General features: G+C 70.0%; 13 protein-coding genes. 7 read left to right on the forward strand and 6 right to left on the reverse strand.

Annotated elements, in window-relative coordinates:
* The first annotated feature begins 330 nt into the window (after positions 1-330).
* From FBF36_RS08765 to FBF36_RS08795, 7 genes are read left to right on the forward strand one after another with little or no spacing between them, the layout of a single operon-like run.
* On the forward strand, positions 331-2,034 hold the full coding sequence (locus FBF36_RS08765) for a nitrite/sulfite reductase (RefSeq protein ID WP_009398771.1): 1,704 nt from the start codon (positions 331-333) through the stop codon (positions 2,032-2,034).
* Positions 2,031-2,822, forward strand: a complete 792-nt coding sequence (locus tag FBF36_RS08770; RefSeq protein WP_034493633.1) for a phosphoadenylyl-sulfate reductase — start codon at positions 2,031-2,033, stop codon at positions 2,820-2,822. Before FBF36_RS08765 ends, FBF36_RS08770 begins: the two co-directional genes overlap by 4 nt.
* Positions 2,819-3,829 carry a sulfate adenylyltransferase subunit CysD gene (gene cysD / locus FBF36_RS08775; RefSeq protein ID WP_009398769.1) on the forward strand — a complete coding sequence of 337 codons (1,011 nt, stop codon included), beginning with the start codon at positions 2,819-2,821 and terminating at the stop codon, positions 3,827-3,829. The genes FBF36_RS08770 and cysD overlap by 4 nt, the downstream gene beginning before the upstream one ends.
* Entirely contained in the window at positions 3,829-5,187 is a 1,359-nt protein-coding gene (locus FBF36_RS08780; protein ID WP_009398768.1) for a sulfate adenylyltransferase subunit 1, read from the forward strand. Before cysD ends, FBF36_RS08780 begins: the two co-directional genes overlap by 1 nt.
* 3 nt (positions 5,188-5,190) lie before the next feature.
* Positions 5,191-5,982: a uroporphyrinogen-III C-methyltransferase gene (gene cobA / locus FBF36_RS08785; protein ID WP_009398767.1), complete on the forward strand. Its 792-nt coding sequence runs from the start codon at positions 5,191-5,193 to the stop codon at positions 5,980-5,982.
* A gap of 42 nt (positions 5,983-6,024) precedes the next feature.
* Positions 6,025-7,068, forward strand: a complete 1,044-nt coding sequence (locus FBF36_RS08790; protein WP_009398766.1) for a sulfite exporter TauE/SafE family protein — start codon at positions 6,025-6,027, stop codon at positions 7,066-7,068.
* Positions 7,065-7,751 (forward strand): sirohydrochlorin chelatase, encoded by a 687-nt coding sequence (locus tag FBF36_RS08795; protein WP_009398765.1) that lies wholly within the window; start codon positions 7,065-7,067, stop codon positions 7,749-7,751. Before FBF36_RS08790 ends, FBF36_RS08795 begins: the two co-directional genes overlap by 4 nt.
* A 99-nt stretch (positions 7,752-7,850) precedes the next feature.
* Here the strand turns inward: FBF36_RS08795 and FBF36_RS08800 are convergent, their stop codons facing one another.
* The 6 genes from FBF36_RS08800 to FBF36_RS08825 all read right to left on the reverse strand — a co-directional run bounded on the left by FBF36_RS08800 (position 7,851) and on the right by FBF36_RS08825 (position 16,888).
* The gene (locus FBF36_RS08800; RefSeq protein WP_009398764.1) at positions 7,851-8,654 is read right to left on the reverse strand and encodes a TetR/AcrR family transcriptional regulator; all 804 of its coding nucleotides are present in this window, start codon (positions 8,652-8,654) and stop codon (positions 7,851-7,853) included.
* Between the two features lie 106 nt (positions 8,655-8,760).
* On the reverse strand, positions 8,761-9,570 hold the full coding sequence (locus FBF36_RS08805; RefSeq protein ID WP_009398763.1) for an ABC transporter permease: 810 nt from the start codon (positions 9,568-9,570) through the stop codon (positions 8,761-8,763).
* A gap of 118 nt (positions 9,571-9,688) precedes the next feature.
* On the reverse strand, positions 9,689-10,642 hold the full coding sequence (locus FBF36_RS08810) for an ABC transporter ATP-binding protein (protein ID WP_009398762.1): 954 nt from the start codon (positions 10,640-10,642) through the stop codon (positions 9,689-9,691).
* A gap of 211 nt (positions 10,643-10,853) precedes the next feature.
* Positions 10,854-12,593 carry an ABC transporter ATP-binding protein gene (locus FBF36_RS08815; RefSeq protein WP_009398761.1) on the reverse strand — a complete coding sequence of 580 codons (1,740 nt, stop codon included), beginning with the start codon at positions 12,591-12,593 and terminating at the stop codon, positions 10,854-10,856.
* A gap of 2 nt (positions 12,594-12,595) precedes the next feature.
* The gene (locus FBF36_RS08820) at positions 12,596-14,356 is read right to left on the reverse strand and encodes an ABC transporter ATP-binding protein (RefSeq protein ID WP_225792506.1); all 1,761 of its coding nucleotides are present in this window, start codon (positions 14,354-14,356) and stop codon (positions 12,596-12,598) included.
* 120 nt (positions 14,357-14,476) lie between these two features.
* Positions 14,477-16,888: an ATP-binding cassette domain-containing protein gene (locus FBF36_RS08825; protein WP_138137391.1), complete on the reverse strand. Its 2,412-nt coding sequence runs from the start codon at positions 16,886-16,888 to the stop codon at positions 14,477-14,479.
* Positions 16,889-16,933: the final 45 nt, after the last annotated feature.

Genomic DNA, 16,933 nt, shown 5'->3' on the forward strand with positions numbered 1-16,933 from the left:
AAGCACAGATCATTCTTGCTTGTCGTCAGGTAAATGCATGGCTAATGTTTCGGCCATGACCTTCTCTCACGCAGCTCGCTTCAGCGGTACCCATCCCGCTGACGTTCTGCGTGCCCATGCTGTCATGTGTTGTCGGGCCTGACCAGCGCCTGACACCACGGGGACTTCACCCCCGCAACGAGGTATCCGGCGCAATGAAGCGTCCGGAAGGCCCCGTTGAGACGGCTGACGCCAACCGAACGGCCCTGCAGGCTCTGCACGCAGCTGCACACCAGGCCGACCCCGGACGCTCCTCATACGCCAATGACACGCCACCGTCATGGAGGAGCAATGACCACCACCGTCACGCCACCCGCGCGCACTCTGCGCCCGCCGCGCAAGGCCCGTTCCAACGGCCAGTGGGCCCTCGACGGGCGCAAGCCGCTCAATGACAACGAGGCCTTCAAGCAGGACGGGGACCCGCTGGCGGTGCGCGACCGGATCATGCACATCTACGGCCCCGGCGGCTACGAGACCATCGCACCCGACGACCTCAACGGCCGTTTCCGCTGGTGGGGCCTGTACACCCAGCGCAAGCAGGGCATCGACGGCGGCCGCACCGCCCAGCTGGACGTCTCCGAGCTCTCCGACCACTACTTCCTGCAGCGGGTGCGTCTGGACGGTGGGAGTCTGAGCCGCGAGCAGCTGCGGGTACTGGGCTCGGTCTCCAACGACTTCGCCCGCGGCACCGCCGACATCACCGATCGCCAGAACATCCAGCTCCACTGGGTGGAGATCGGCAGCGTGCCTGAGCTGTGGCAGCGCCTGGAGTCGGTGGGTCTGACCACGATCGAGGGCTGCGGGGACACACCCCGGGGGTTCCTGGTCTCCCCGGTGGCCGGCATCGCCAAGGACGAGGTCATCGATCCGACCCCACTGGCCCGGGCCATCAAGGACACCTACCTGGGCGACCCCGAGCTGGCCAATCTGCCCCGCAAGTTCAAGACGGCCATCACCGGCTCCCCCAGCCTCGACATCCTCCACGAGATCAACGACATCTCCTTTGTCGGCGTCAACCACCCCGAGCTCGGTCCCGGCTACGACCTGTGGGTGGCCGGCGCCCTGTCCACCGCCCCACGTCTGGGCCAGCGGCTGGGGGCCTTCGTCACGCCGGAGGACGCCCTCGACGTCTGGTACGGCGTCATCCGCATCTTCCGCGACTACGGCTACCGTCGCCTGCGCAACAAGGCCCGGCTGAAGTTCCTCATGGCCGAGTGGGGGCCGGAGAGATTCCGCCAGGTCCTCCAGGACGACTACCTGGGGCGCGCCCTGCCCGACGGACCGGCCCCCGAGGAGCCGAGCGGGGACTCCGACCACATCGGCGTCCACGAGCAGAAGGACGGCCGCTTCTGGGTGGGGGCCAAGCCACCCGTCGGCCGGTTGAGCGGTGACGTCCTGCTGGGTCTGGCCGACCTGGCTGAGCGGGTCGGCTCGGACCGCGTGCGCACCACCCCGCTGCAGAACCTGCTGCTCCTGGACGTGCCTGCCGACAGAGTCGACGAGGCCGTCGCCGGCCTGCGGGCGCTGGGGCTCGATCCTGACCCGGGTGCCTTCACCCGCTCGACCCTGGCCTGCACCGGGCTGGAGTTCTGCAAGTTCGCGATCGTGGAGACCAAGAAGCTGGCAGCGCGCGTATCGGCCGAGCTCGACGCACGCCTGGCGGACACCGACCTCGAGCGACGCATCACCCTGACCGTCAACGGCTGCCCGAACTCCTGCGCCCGCATCCAGATCGCCGACATCGGCCTCAAGGGCCAGATCATCACGGTCGACGGCGAGCAGATGCCCGGCTTCCAGGTGCACCTGGGCGGCGGCCTGGCCACCGACGGACGCACCGAGGCCGGTCTGGGCCGCACGGTCAGGGGCCTCAAGGTCCCCGCCTCCGGCCTGACCGACTACGTCGAGCGCCTGGTGCGCCGCTACCTGGACCAGCGCCTCCCTGAGGAGACCTTCGCCCAGTGGGCGCACCGAGCCGATGAGGAGGCCCTGCAGTGAGCGCCGCAACCGCTGAAAGTGCCCGGGTGCCCCTGGGCCTGCCGCACCGGGCTCCTGCCGCCTCAAGGTCACGGGGCGCCGGCCGGGCCTCGCTGCGGTCCGCCGAGGAGCTGCACGCCCTCGCCGAGGCCGGAGCGCGCGAGCTCGGAGACGACGCCCCGGCCCTCGACGTCGCCCAGTGGGCGGCCCAGAACTTCCCCAGCACACTGGCCGTGGCCTGCTCCATGGCCGACGCCGTCCTGCCGCACGTGATCTCCCGGGTCCTGCCCGGCGTCGACGTCCTCTTCCTGGACACCGGGTACCACTTCGCGGAGACCGTGGGCACCCGCGACGCGGTGGCCGCCACCATGGACGTCACCGTCGTCGACGTGGCTCCCGAGCTGAGCGTGGCCGAGCAGGACGAGCGCCACGGGCCGGACCTGTGGTCACGGGACCCGGCCGCCTGCTGCCGTCTGCGCAAGGTCGAGCCGCTGGCCCGGGCCCTGAGCGGCTACGAGGCCTGGGCCACCGGGGTGCGCCGCGAGGACGCCCCCACCCGCACCCGCACGCCGCTGATCGGATGGGACACCACCCACGAGATCGTCAAGATCAACCCCCTGGCCGCTTGGAGCATGGCGGACCTGACCGGCTACGCCGACCAGCACGGCGTTCTCATCAACCCCCTCCTCTACGACGGCTACCCCTCGATCGGCTGCGCCCCGTGCACGGCGCGAGTCAACCCCGGAGACGACCCCCGTTCCGGCCGCTGGGCCGGATTCACCAAGACAGAATGCGGAATCCACCTATGAGCATCACCCTGACCCTCACCCAATCGGCCCCGATCTCCTCCCCCGACCCTGCTCAGGCTCCGGGCCGCGAACCGGTCGGTCTCGCTGACCTTTCCTGGGCCGCCACGGCCGCCGAGACCCTGGACATCCTTGACGTCCTGGAGGCCGAGGCCATCCTCATCATCAGGGAGATCGCCGCCGAGTGCCGCCGTCCCGTGCTGCTGTTCTCCGGGGGCAAGGACTCCGTGGTCATGCTGCACCTGGCGCGCAAGGCCTTCTGGCCCGCTCCGATCCCCTTCCCGGTCCTGCACGTGGACACCGGTCACAACTTCCCCGAGGTGCTGGCCTACCGCGACCGGACGGTCGAGGACCTCGGTCTGCGGCTCGTGGTGGCCCGCGTCCAGGACTACATCGACGACGGCCGTCTGCGCGAGCGCACCGACGGCACCCGCAACCCGCTCCAGACGATCCCACTCCTCGACGCCATCGAGGAGGGCGGCTTCGACGGCGTCTTCGGCGGCGGACGCCGCGACGAGGAGAAGGCCCGGGCCAAGGAGCGCATCGTCTCCCTGCGCGACGAGTTCGGCCAGTGGGACCCGCGCAACCAGCGCCCCGAGCTGTGGAACCTGCTCAACCCCCGCCATCGACCCGGCGAGCACGTGCGGGTCTTCCCCTTGAGCAACTGGACCGAGCTGGACGTGTGGCGCTACATCGAGCGCGAGGACATCGCGCTGCCCAGCCTCTACTACGCCCATGAGCGCGAGGTCTTCCTGCGCGACGGGATGTGGCTGGCGGGCGGCGGCGTCAACCGGCTGCGCGACGGTGAGGAGGTCGTCACCCGCACCGTGCGCTACCGCACCGTGGGCGACATGTCCTGCACGGGCGCCGTCGAGTCCGACGCCGCCACCAACCACGACATCGTCCTGGAGGTCGCCGCCTCCACCCTGACCGAGCGGGGAGCCACCCGCGCCGATGACCGCCTGAGCGAGGCGGCCATGGAGGACCGCAAGAAGGAGGGCTACTTCTGATGAGCGCCCCCACCCTCACCGACATCCCCGCCGAGGCCGACGCACGCGCCGCCGCCACCGGCTCACTACTGAGACTGGCCACGGCCGGCAGCGTCGACGACGGCAAGTCCACGCTCGTGGGCCGCCTGCTGTTCGACTCCAAGTCCGTCCTGCGCGACCAGCTGGCCGCCGTCGAGCAGGTCAGCCTGGACCGGGGTCTGACCAGCGCCGACCTCGCGCTGCTGACCGACGGGCTGCGGGCCGAGCGGGAACAGGGCATCACGATCGACGTCGCCTACCGCTACTTCGCCACCCCGCAGCGCTCCTTCATCCTGGCCGACTGCCCCGGACACGTGCAGTACACCCGAAACACGGTCACCGGCTGCTCCACGGCCGACGTCGTCGTGCTGCTGGTGGACGCCCGCAACGGGGTCCTGGAGCAGACGCGCCGCCATCTGGCGGTCGCCGCCCTCCTGCGGGTCCCGCACGTCATCGTCGCGGTCAACAAGATCGACCTGGTGGACTTCTCCGCCGAGGTCTACGCGGCCATCGAGGCCGATATCCGCGCCGTGGCCGCCGAGCTGGGCGTGGCCGCGATCCATGTCCTGCCGACCTCCGCGCTCCTGGGCGACAACATCGTCGAGGCCTCGGCCAGCACTCCCTTCTATGCGGGGCCGACCTTGCTGGGGCTCCTGGAGTCCCTGCCCACCGCCCGCGACGAGGGCGCCTTCCGCCTGCCGGTCCAGCTGGTCATCCGCCCCCAGGGTGCGGCGCCGGCACCCGAGCTGCGCGACTACCGGGGTTACGCCGGGCAGATCGCCTCGGGCACGGTGCGCGTCGGCGACCCAGTGGTGGCGCTGCCCTCGGGCAGGCGCTCACGCGTAGCCGGCATCGACCTGGGTGAGCGCAGCCTGGAGGAGGCCGTCGAGGGGCAGTCGGTGACGGTGCGTCTGAGCGACGACGTCGACGTCGCCCGTGGTGACACCCTGGCCGCGGCGGGCGATGCGCCGCAGGTGCTCACCGAGGTCACCGCCCGCGTGTCCTGGCTGAGCGAGGAGCCCCTGCGCCCCCGGGCGCGGGTACTGCTCAAGCACGGCGCCCTGACGGTCCAGGCGATCGTGGGCACCATTGAGGGCCGCCTCGACCTGGACGACCTGACCACGGTGCCGGCCGATTCCCTAGAGCTCAACGACATCGGCCTGGTGCAGCTGCGCCTGGCCTCCCCGGTGCCGTTGGCCGACTACTCGGTCTCCCGGTCTGACGGCGCCTTCCTCCTCATCGACGCCCACGAGGGCGGCACGCTGGGTGCGGGCATGGTGCAGCTGGCGGGTACAGGCGGCAGTGACCCCGCTACGGCCGCCCCCTCAGGCAGGGGTTGAGGCATGGCTCTCGAGATCTCTCCCCATGCACCCACCGGCCCCGCGGGCGGCTGGGTGGCCCTGGTAGGTGGCGGCCCGGGCAGCAGCGGCCTCATCACCGCCCGCGGCCTGGAGCTGTTGGGCCGGGCGGACGTGGTCGTCGTCGACGCGCTGGCACCCCGGGACATCCTGGAGGACCTCACCCCCGGAACCGAGGTCATCGACGCCTCCAAACGGCGCGGCCGGCACATCATGAGCCAGGAGGAGATCGATGCGCTCCTGGTCGACCTCGCCCGCCGCGGCAAGGGGGTGGTCCGTCTCAAGGGCGGCGACCCCTACGTGCTCGGGCGCGGCGGGGAGGAGGCGACCGCCTGCCGCCAGGCCGACATCGCCGTCGAGGTCGTCCCGGGGATCACCAGCGCCATCGCCGTGCCCGCGGCGGCGGGAATACCCGTGACCCACCGGGGGCTGTCGCGCGGCTTCTCGGTCATCACGGCTCATGCGGATCTTGGGGTCCTCCCCCAGCGCCGCGATCACACCCTCATCCTGCTCATGGGGGTCTCCCGCCTGCGGGACTCGGTGACCTCCCTGCTGGAAGCCGGCAGCGATCCGGCCACTCCGGCAGCGATCATCGAGCGCGGCTACCACCCCGATCAGCGCGTGACCACCACCGAGCTGCGATGTCTGGCCGACGTCGCCACCCGGTACGGCGTGACCGCCCCCGCGGTCATCGTCATCGGCGACGTCGTCACCCTGAGCCCGTACTGGGCCGACCGAGTCGTCGAGGAGACCAGGCCGGCAAGCCCCGCCGCCTGAGCCCGCCTCGGCGCGTGCAGACCGAATGTCCCGGAGTCTCTCATGCGCAAGCTTGTTCTTCTCGCCCTCGTCGGCCTGGCCGCTCAACTGGTCGACGGCTCCCTCGGGATGGGGTACGGCATGACCTCGTCCTCCCTGCTGCTCCTGGCCGGGCTGAGCCCGGCACTGGCCTCGGCCTCGGTGCACCTGGCTGAGATCGGCACGACCCTGGCCTCGGGGGCCTCCCACTGGCGACTGGGCAACACCGACCCCCGCCTGGTGGTCCGGCTGGGGCTGCCCGGTGCGGTGGGGGCCTTCAGCGGCGCCACGGTCCTGTCGCACCTGTCGACCCGCGCAGCGACCCCGGTGACAGCGAGCCTGCTGATCCTGCTGGGGGCCTATGTCCTGGGGCGCTTCGCCCTGCGCCCGCCCAGGGGATCTGGTAGCCGGCGCTCCCCGCACGGCAGGCGGCTCCTGGTCCCCCTGGGAATGGTGGGTGGTTTCGTTGACGCCACCGGCGGTGGTGGCTGGGGACCGGTGGTGACGACGACACTGCTCACTGGCGGTCGCACGGCGCCGCGCACCGTGGTCGGTTCGGTAGGGGCCTCGGAGTTCCTGGTGACGGTGGCGGCCTCGGCCGGTTTCCTCACCGGCCTGGGAACGGCGGGCATCAGCCTCGGGATCGTCCTGACCCTGCTGGCCGGTGGACTGGTGGCCGCACCGGTCTCCGCCTGGCTGGTCTCCCGTCTGCCCGGGGCGGTGCTGGGCACCGCCGTCGGCGGGCTGATCCTGGCCACGAACCTGCGGGTGCTACTGTCCTGGGCCGGGGCCTCGGCCAGAACCGGGGTCCTGTTGTACGGCGTACTCGGGGTAGTCTGGGCGGTCTTCCTGGCCCTGGCGGTCCGCAAGGCGCGCGTCACCGCCACAGAGATTCGGGAGGAGACCGAACAGGTGCTTGAGGAGGTCCACGCCGATCCTCGGCACGGCCACGCACCTGAGACTGCTGCACCGGACGAGCCAATCGCTTCCGGTGGTCTCGTCGGGTCGAGGCCGGTCGAGCCGGCTCGTTCTCACGCGCGCGCGGATCTGGTGGTGGAGCCGGCATGAGTACTCGTCCTCTGGTGCTGCTGGCCCACGGCTCGCGCCGGCCCGGGCCGTCCTCAGTCCTGTCCCGCACCGCCGAGCGCGTCCGCACGATCCTGCCGGAGGTGGAGGTGCGCACCGGCTATGTCGAGCTCCAGCCCCCGGACCCGGCCACGGCGCTGGAGGGGCTGGTGGATCCAGTGGTGCTGCCCTTCTTCCTGGCCCGCGGCTATCACGTCCTCAAGGACGTACCTGCCGCGGTGGAACAGCACGGATCAGGGACGGTCACCGGGCATCTGGGGGTCGAGGAGCACCTGGTGGAGGCCATCGCACAGCGTCTCCACGAGGCGTCCGCGCCTCTGGGCGGGATCGCAGGGCTCGACCGCATCGTCCTGGGCGCGGCCGGGTCACGTCAGGCGGCGGCGCTGGAGGAGGTCGAGGCCATCACTCGCCTGCTCGAGGCGCGTCTGGGGCGCGAGGTGACGCCCGCCTACCTCTCGGCTGCGCGCCCCAGCGTCCGTGACGCGGTGAGCACGGCCCGGGCCCTGGGGGCCAGGCGGGTGGGTGTGGCCACCTACCTGCTGGCGGAGGGGCGTTTCCACCGGGCCCTGCACTCCACGGGCGCCGACGTCGTAGCCGTCCCGATCGGCGACCACCCGGCGATCGCCGAGCTGGTGGCCCGCCGCTACCGGGAGCAGATCGCCTGACCGCGAGCGCACCCCGCCCCGAGCCGGGCGTTCTTCGCGGAGGGCGACCGTTTTTCCACACCCCTACGCGAAACATGTCGCTCTCGGCGAGTGGCGGCGTCAGTCGTCTGCCGTATCAAGGAGCCGCTCGGACAGGCGCTGGATGATGGGCTCGATCTCCTGCGAGGTGGTGGCTGCAGCACTCACGCGGCCGAAGATGCCTACCGCCAGAAGTCCGAAGGCCGTCTCCTCATCCTGCTGGCTCGGCTCCTGGCGCCCACGGGAACGGGCCACCAGGTGGGAGGTCTCTCTCAGCCAGCGGCGCCAGGTGCCGGCCAGCCTGTCGCGGGAGTCCTCATGACGAATCGCGTAGAGCCAGGTCTCCAGGTGCAGGACAACATCCTCCATGGGAAGCTCCTGGAGCTGCTCACTCCACTGCTCGGGAGTCGCCGGCTCCTGAGCGGCCTCATCCGAGCTCTCCTCACCACAGGTGACGACCTCCAGGAATAGGGCCTCCTTGGAGGGGAAAGAGGAGTAGAAGGCGCCCTTGGTGAATCCAGCGGCCGAGGCGATGTCGCTGACCGCTGCCCCCTCGTAGCCCTTGGCAGCGAAGACCTCCCTGGCAGCAGCAAGAATCCGCGCCCTGGTCTCCTCGCTCCGACGGCGCCCGCCGCTCCGCCCCGGGGTGGCTCCGCTGACTGCAGTGGAGGCGGAGGCCAGCTTCCGGGAGGCGAGGTCCAGGGAGGCCGCTACCGCACTCTCACTGCTCCGGCGCGCACCCTGACCGGCCGCCCCCACCGCACGGGAGAAGGCGGTGATCGCCTCATTGAGGGCGCGCGTCGCCTCCCTGATGTCATCAGAGGCGGAGGCCCCGGAGTCATCACTGTCACTGTTCGGCCCACGGGCAGAGCTCCTGGCGGTCATGCCCCCACTGTAGAGGAGGCCCCTCAGAAAGGGGTTCACGGCACTTCCCCCTCCACGTTCGTCACTTCCCCCACCGGGCTCCAACCATTCGGGCATCCCGGCCGACTCAGGGCCGCCTTCCCAGGGCCCATGACGCTCCGGCGACGGCCACCAGGCACCATCCGCCCAGGAGGCCCCAGGAACGGGCGGGCATGGCGGCGTCGTGGGAGAACAGTCCCGCACGCACCACCTGAGCCATGGGCTCGAAGGGCAACCAGCGGTGGATCTCCTGGGCCCAGTCGGGGAGCCTGTCGGCGGGGAAGCTGACGGGCGAGAACAGCATGATGCCGAAAGCAAGTACCTGGGAGAGGATCTGAGCCAGGGCCGGAGCCAGGAGCGTGGCGATGGCGTATCCGATGCAGGCCGCTGTCAGAGCGACCAGTACGGCGCCGGGCACCAGCCACCACTGCGGGGCGAGGTCGACGTCGAAGCGGGCGTTGGCCACGAGGACGCCCACAACCAGGCCGGGCAGTGCAAGAGCGGTCCAGATGGCGAGGTCTGCCAGGAGGAAGGCGACCCTGGGGACGGGCAGGGTGCGCATCCAGTCCAGGCTGCCCTCAGTGCGGGACTGGGAGACCCACTGAGGTGTCATGATGAGGCCCAGCGAGATGAGCGCGATCGCCGGGCCGCCGCCGGCCAGGTAGAGGCTCGCCTCGCGGCCTGGGTGGCCCGCGATGAGCCCGTATCCCAGGACCATGGAGACGGACAGCAGCGTCTGGACGATGATGAAGAAGGGAAGCATGGGGAGGCTGCGACGGAACTGCCACTGGATGAGCAGGCCGAGCTGACGCCAGAGCGAGGTCTTCTGGGACGCGACCTCGAGAACAGTCTCACTGGCCGGGGCCGCTTCAGTAGTGGCACTGGTTGGAGCAGGCATCGGATTCTCCTTACGTTTCATGTTTCTCTGGGGACTGGAGTCGCACCGCGCCTACGTGGCAGCGCGGGGATGACGCGAATCATCGGGACGGGCCGGGACTCCCACGGATTCACACGGTTCAGGCGGCATGACGGCGCACCTCCTCACCCGTGCTCCCGGTGAGGTGCACGTAGACGTCCTCCAGTGAGATCGGTGCCAGCTCGTAGCGCTCGATCACTCCGTCCTTGAGGGCTTGAGCGGCCCACTCCACGGCCTGGGTCGTACGCTGAGAGTCCACCGCCACGGATGCGCGCACGGCGTCGTGCTGTGTCAGGCTCATTCCCGCGGGAGGCTCGATCCGCCGGCCGGGAGTCCGGCTGACCTCCAGGACGAAGGGAGATCCGTGGCCGGCCACGAGCGCTGCGGGAGTTCCCTCGGCAATGACGTGACCGTGGTCCAGGATGGTGAGGCGGTCGACTGCCCGCTCGGCCTCCCGCACATTGTGGGTCACGAGGAGGACCGCGGATCCAGCATCGGCCAGGAGGCGGATCTGGTCCCACAGCAGGCGACGGCGTACCGGGTCGACGTCATTGGTGGGCTCGTCGAGGATGACCAGGCGCCCGGGGACGACGGCGCACATGGCGAAGGCCGTCAGACGGGCAACGCCACCGGAGATCTTCTGTGCGGGAGTCGTGGCCCACTCCCCCAGGTCGAGGGCTTCGATGAGCTCCTCGGCGCGTCTGCGCGTCTGACGCGGACGCCCTCCTCGCAGGCGCCCCACGAGGTCGATGGCCGTCAGAGGAGTGAGCCCCGTGATGGGGACATTGGCCTGTGCCTGGACGTTGGTGAGACGGCGGGCGAGAGCGGGGTCGGCGACGGCGTCGACCCCGTCGAGCCTGATGCTCCCGGAGGTTGGACGCAGCAGCCCCACCACCTGGTTGACCAGCGTGGTCTTGCCCGCGCCATTGTGCCCGAGGAGCCCGACCACCTCGCCGGCACCCACCCGCATAGTGACGCCGGCGTTGGCTCTCACCGCGTGCGGCCCACTTCCGAAGTGCTTGTGAAGGTCCTCAATGGCTAGTACGTCGGCCATGAAGCCCCCTCCTTTCGTTCAACTACCTGGATCCGAGCACCTGATCGGCCACCAGACCGATCCGTACCGGTTGGTATCTAACATACCACTCAGTATTACCAGAAGGTTTCAAGGGCCCTGAGGGTTCTCATAACAACAGAAACGCTGTCCCATACCAACCGGTATGGGACAGCGTCTACCCGCCATTCTGTCTTGCCCGAAGCGGCCTGCATCACCCCTGACGGATGTGCCAGCGCGAGGAGGCCGTGGAGGCCTCGATGAACTCGCGGAAGGGGCCGGGGACAGCAGCCAGCTCCTGGGGCGTACCACGCTGGGCCACGCGGGCACCGGCCTGACTCGGCTCGAGGAAGACGACCTCATCGGCCTGGCGGACGGTGGACAGACGGTGGGCCACCACGATGACGGTGCGGCCCTCGGAGAGCTCGCGCACCACCTCGGTGATGGCGGACTCGTTCTCCCCGTCCAGGGCCGAGGTGATCTCGTCGAGCAGCAGGATGGGTGCGTCCTTGACGAAGGCCCGAGCAATGGCGACGCGCTGGCGCTCCCCGCCGGACAGGCTCAGCCCGCCGGGACCGACCTGCGTGTCCCACCCGTGCGGCAGCGCCTCGATGACGCGGTCCAGGCGGGCGCGTCGGGCGGCCTCGGCCAGCTCGGCGTCGGTGGCCGCGGGTCGGGCGATGCGCAGGTTCTCGCGGATGGTGGTGTCGAACAGGTAGACGTCCTGGAAGACCATGGAGGTCATGCCCATGATCGTCGAGGCGCGCATGGAGCGAACCGGTGCGCCGCCGATGGTGACGGTCCCGTCGTCGACGTCCCAGAACCGGGCGGCCAGGCGCAGGATCGTGGACTTGCCCGCCCCTGACGGGCCCACCAGGGCGGTCACTCTTCCCTGTGGTGCGCTCAGGGAGACGCCCGCCAGGACGGGGCGGCCCTCGTCATAGGAGAAGGAGACATCACTCAATGCGACCGTGGTTCCCTGAGGGGCGATCTCCTGCCCGGGCTCAGGATCGGGCAGGGGGCGCGCGTCGAGGATGTCCCCCACGGCCCGCAGAGCGACCTTCGTGTTGTCCGCCTCGGAGGCGTACATGGCGGCCTTGGTCAGCGGCAGGAGCGTGCGCGCGGTGACGGCCATGATCGCGAGGTAGGCGACGACGTCGAGCCGGTGACCGCTCACGCGCGACAGACCGACCGCCATGACCAGTGCGAAGGCGACGTTGACGATGAGGTTGAAGTACTGGCCGGGCCGGCCTTTGACGCGCAGACCGTCAAGCGTGGACTCTGCGTCGTCCTCAAGGGCGGAGCGCACCGGAGCCCAGCCAGTCCTGGTGACGCCGGTGGCGCGCAGCACCGGCTGGAGGCGGGCGAACTCCACGAGCCGGCCGGCGGCAGCGCTCGAGGTGCGGTCCTCCATCTCGTTGGCACGGGTGGTGGCGGCCCCCATGAGGCGCAGCACGAGGACCAGAGGGATGATGGTGGCGGCCATGATAAGAGCCAGGGGCCACTCGACGACAGCGGTGGCCCCGAGCATGACCAGTGGGACGATGAAGGCGTTGCACAGGTTGGGGATCACCATGGAGGCCAGGTGGGAGAGGGTGTTGACCTCCTTGGAGGTGGCGTTGACGACCGCGGCCTCCCGCTCGGCGCTGAACCAGCCCAGGGGCAGGGTCAGGACGTGCTCGGCGATGCGGTCGATCATCGTGTCGCAGACCTCGAAGACACTGATCCGGTAGGAGCGGTGCATGGCGATGGTGTCGACGACGGCGGTCGCCGCCCCCAGGACCACGACTGCGATCAGCCAACCGGTCAGCGACCCCGAGCGGGAGTAGAGGGCGCGCAGGAAGGGGATCATGAGGGCCAGGGTGAGTCCCTGGAGGACGGCGGCGGCCACGAACCAGGCGATGATGGTCCGCATCTCGGCGGCATTGACGACTCGCGTCAGCAGCTTCCACATGACTACTCCTCCTCCTGCCCTGCGACCTCGGCTCCGAGCGGTTCGACCTGGGCGGTCAGCGCCGCAGCATCGGTCTCCTCGCTCAGGTCCTGGCTGCGCCACATGGCTGCGTAGCGGCCGCCGGCGGCCAAGAGCTCCTCGTGCGTGCCGCGCTCGGTGATGTGTCCGGCGTCGACGACGAGGATCTGGTCGGCGTCACGGATCGTGGACAGGCGGTGGGCGATGATGATGACGGTCCGCCCGGCCGCCAGCCGGGACAGGGCCTGGTGGATGTCACGCTCGGAGGCCGGGTCGGCCTGGGCGGTGGCCTCGTCCAAGACGAGGACGGGGGCGTCCTGGAGGTAGGCGCGCGCCAGCGTGACGCGCTGACGCTCCCCTCCGGAGAGGAACCCTCCCTCGTCGCCCAGGATCGTGTCGTAGCCATGGGGCAGACGCGTGATGCGCTCGTGGATGCAGGCCGCGCGGGCGGCAGCCTCGGCCTGCTCCCGGGTGGCGTCGGGGCGTCCCAGGGCGATGTTGTCGTGGACGGACTCGTGGGCCAGGGCCACATCCTGCAGCACGACCGCCACGCGCGAGAGCAGCCAGGGGAAAGTCGCATCCCGTACGTCGACGCCGCTGATGCGCACGGCACCGTCGTCGACGTCGTAGAAGCGGGCGATGAGGCGGGCCAGGGTCGACTTGCCACCACCGGAGGGACCGACGAGCGCTGTCACGGTTCCCGGCTCGGCGGTGAAGGACAGGCCGTGCAGGACCGGGGAGCCGTCCTCGTAGGAGAAGGTGACGTCCTCGACGTCGACGCGCCCGGGGGCGGGCCCCTCACCGTCGCCATGGGTCCCCTCGGGCATCGGCGGCTGGGAGAGCAGGTCGGCGGTGGCCTGGGCAGCCATCCTGGATTCGTACATGTGCTGCATGAGACCGATGAGGGTCATGAGCCCCTCCGGCAGCCCGAGGGCCACCAGGAAGAACGGTAGGGTCGCAGACAACGGCGTCCACCCCTGGGAGGTGAACAGGACAGCCAGGACCGCGACCGTCGCGAAGACCGTGGAGGGCCGCAGGACCGCGGTCATGGCACTGATGGCCTTCCCGGACCTGCTCACCCACTCGTACGACAGGCTGGAGAACTCGGCCCGTGCCTGGCTGAACCGGGTGCGGGATGCATCGGTGGCCTGGAAGCCCTTGATCTCCTTGATGCCCTCGAGCATCTCGACGGTCGCGGCGGCCAGCGCGGTCTGAGCGGCACCGAAGCGCTCGGTGATGTCCGACAGGCCGGACATGGTCAGGAACATCGCTCCCAGTGCGAGCACCCACAGCCCCACCAGTGCGCAGGCCAGGCGCCAGTCGGTCCACAGCAGATAAGCCGTCCCCGCCGCCGCCATGACGACGGCGTTGGTGGCGTCCCCGGGGACGTGGGCAACGAGGGTATGGATGGAGGTGGTGTCGTCGCAGACCATCTTGCGGATGGTGCCGTGCGGGATCTGCGCCACCCGCCCCAGGGGCAGGCTGCTGATGGCGTTGACGACCCGCTCACGCAGGTGGTGTCGCAGGCGGGCCTCGGCCAGGTGCGTGATCCCGAGGCCGGCCAGGTAGAGGGCCTGGGAGGCGAAGAGCGCCCCGACGGCGATGGCCGCCCAGATCCACAGGCTGCCGCGCCAGCCCTCCGGTGAGGTCTCGCCCAGCCAGATGGCCGCCATGTTGCGCATGGCCTCGAAGGGGACGATGGACATCAGAGCTCCGACGGCGGTCAGTAGCGCGGTGACGATCATGGCCGGGCGCGCCGGTCGGATGAGCGCGCCGACGGTGACGCCGGCGTTACCGATCTGGCCGGGATGGTCGGCCGGCTCCTCGGTGAGGCGTTTCGTCGACTGGTTGGTCATGTGCTCTCCTCAGTGGAGGGTGTTCCAGATGATGATGACCAGCGCCCAGGTAAGTGCCACGACTCCCCAGTCGCGCCCCCGCCAGGGCTCGTCGGTCATCTCGGTGCGCCGCCGGTGGGCGCCGAAGGCTCGCGAGTCCATGGACAGGGCGACGCGCTCGGCGTGCTGGATGGCGAGGATCATCAGCGGCAGGATGGATCCGATCCAGCGGGCCACGGGCGCGAGCAGCCCCCAGCGCTGTCCGATTCCGCGCAGCGCCCTGGCGGTGCGCAGGAGGATGAAGTCGTCATGGAAGCGCGTGATGAAGGCGATGGCCGCCGTGCCCGCCGCCCCGAGGCGGTAGGGCATGTGGAAGGTGGTGGTCAGGGTGCGGATGAGGGCCTCGGGGTCGGTGGAGACACCGGAGACGAGGACCAGTGCGATGAGTGCACCGATACCGGTGCCTCCGGTCACCGCATCACCCAGGTCGTAGAGGCGCGCAGCAGTCTCCTGGTGGTGGCTTCCGCTACTGAAGATCCAGATCATGAGCGCAGTGACCATCCAAGGGGCGATCACAGAGGCGATGGTGCGTCGCAGGGAGGCGCGCGCGGCGATGACGAGAAGTGAGGAGGTCAGCAGGACGCCCAGGTTGAGGTGATGGTTGCGCAGGGCGAAGATCATCACCATGACGGGCAGGACCGCCAGGAAGAGGGTGAAGGGGTTGAGGGAGGTGAACAGGCCTCGCCGCGGCTGGGGCCTGGGCGGGACCGGGGGAAGGCAGGGTGATCCGGAAGGCGAGGCATCCGCCTCGACGTCGACTGTCCTGGCCGTCTCACCGGCGTCCTCGGCCGCGGCGACCCTTTGCGTTGGGTCCGGGCCCGTTCTGGTTCGCACCGTCGGCCGCGGCAGGGCGATGATGTGGGTGCAGTGCTCCAGGGCGAGCTCGAGGTCGTGGGTGGCCATGATGACCGTACGCCCCTGGTCGCGCAGCTGGTCGATGAAGTCCATGAGCTCGCAGGTGTTGTCCCAGTCCTGCCCGTAAGTGGGCTCGTCCAGGACGACGACGTCGCGTTCCTCGCTGACCATGGTGGCCACCGACAGCCTGCGGGCCTGGCCGCCCGAGAGGGTCAGCGGGTGGTGGTCCTGGTGACTGACCAGGTGAAATTGCCTCAGGAGCCGGTCGACCCGCTCCGGTGGGGTGCCTCCGACGGCGAGCTCGGATCTCACGGTGGTGGCCACGAACTGGTGCTCAGGATTCTGGAAGACGTAGCCGACCAGGTGCCTGCCCTTGCCGACGTCCCGGCCGCCGACCACTGCCTTGTCGGCGCTTGAGCGGACGAGTCCGGCCAGGGCGGACAGGATCGAGGACTTGCCGGCACCATTGGGGCCGACCAGCGCCACGAGCTCACCGCCTCCCAGCCGCAGGGACACCCGGGGTGAGCGCCCTGGGACCTCGAGGTCTATCAGCTCGACGCTGGTTCGGGGCTCGGGCCGGGGGCTGCCGGCGAGCACGCGGCGGGTGTCGATGACCTCGACCTGCTGCCAGCTCTCAGTGGAGTCCCACGTCCGTCTCTCCAGGTAGCGCACCTCCTCATCGGCACACAGGTCGGCGAGCCGCGGCACCCGGATTCCGGCCTCGGCGCAGGTCAGCGCCGCCTCCGGCTCGGCAGCCCCCGAGGGGAGGTCGTCGTCGGCGTCACGCAGGGCGCGGGGCATCCACACCCCGGCGTCGGTCAGCTCGCGGCGGTGTCTCATGAAGACCTCGCGCGGCGAGCCGGCACCGATGGTCCGCCCGTCGGCGTTGAGAGCCAGGACCTGGTCAACGACGGGCAGTACCGGATCGAGGTCGTGGTCAATGACGACGACTGCCGTCCCGGAGGCCGTCAGGGAGGAGATGAGGGCGTAGAACTCCTCGCGCCCAGTGGTATCGATGGTGCTGGTCGGTTCGTCGAGGACGAGGAGCTGTGGGCGCATGGCCAGGGCGACGGCGAGCGCGAGCCGTTGACGTTGCCCGCCCGAGAGTGTCCAGGGGTCGTCCCAGATGCGCTCGAGGAGTCCCACCCCGTGCAGGGCCTCCTCGACCCTCGAGGTGATCTCGTTGCGGGGCAGGCAGAGATTCTGCAGGGGGAAGGCGACCTCATCATGGACGGTGCGGGTGACGACGGCGGCGTCAGGGCTCTGACCGACATAGGCGACGGTCTGCGCCAGGGTCTGGACGGTGGCGTCGGCGACCTCGGTGCCGGCCAGCCTCAGGCTGCCGGCGTACTCCGAGGGCAGGCAGTGCGGGACAAGACCGCACAGGGCACGCACCAGCGTGGTCTTGCCGCAGCCCGACGGGCCGATGACGGCGGTGACCTGGCCGCACAGATGGGTCAGGTTGGCGGAGTCCAGGACCCAGTTCTCGCGCCCGAGGTAGTGGACGCTGAGGCCCTCGATGCTCACTAGCGCCGCTTCTGCTGCCCCTGACGGAGACTGTTTGGTCTCGTG

It is taken from the genome of Actinomyces sp. oral taxon 171 str. F0337, assembly GCF_005696555.1.
Classification (GTDB): domain Bacteria; phylum Actinomycetota; class Actinomycetes; order Actinomycetales; family Actinomycetaceae; genus Actinomyces; species Actinomyces oris_E.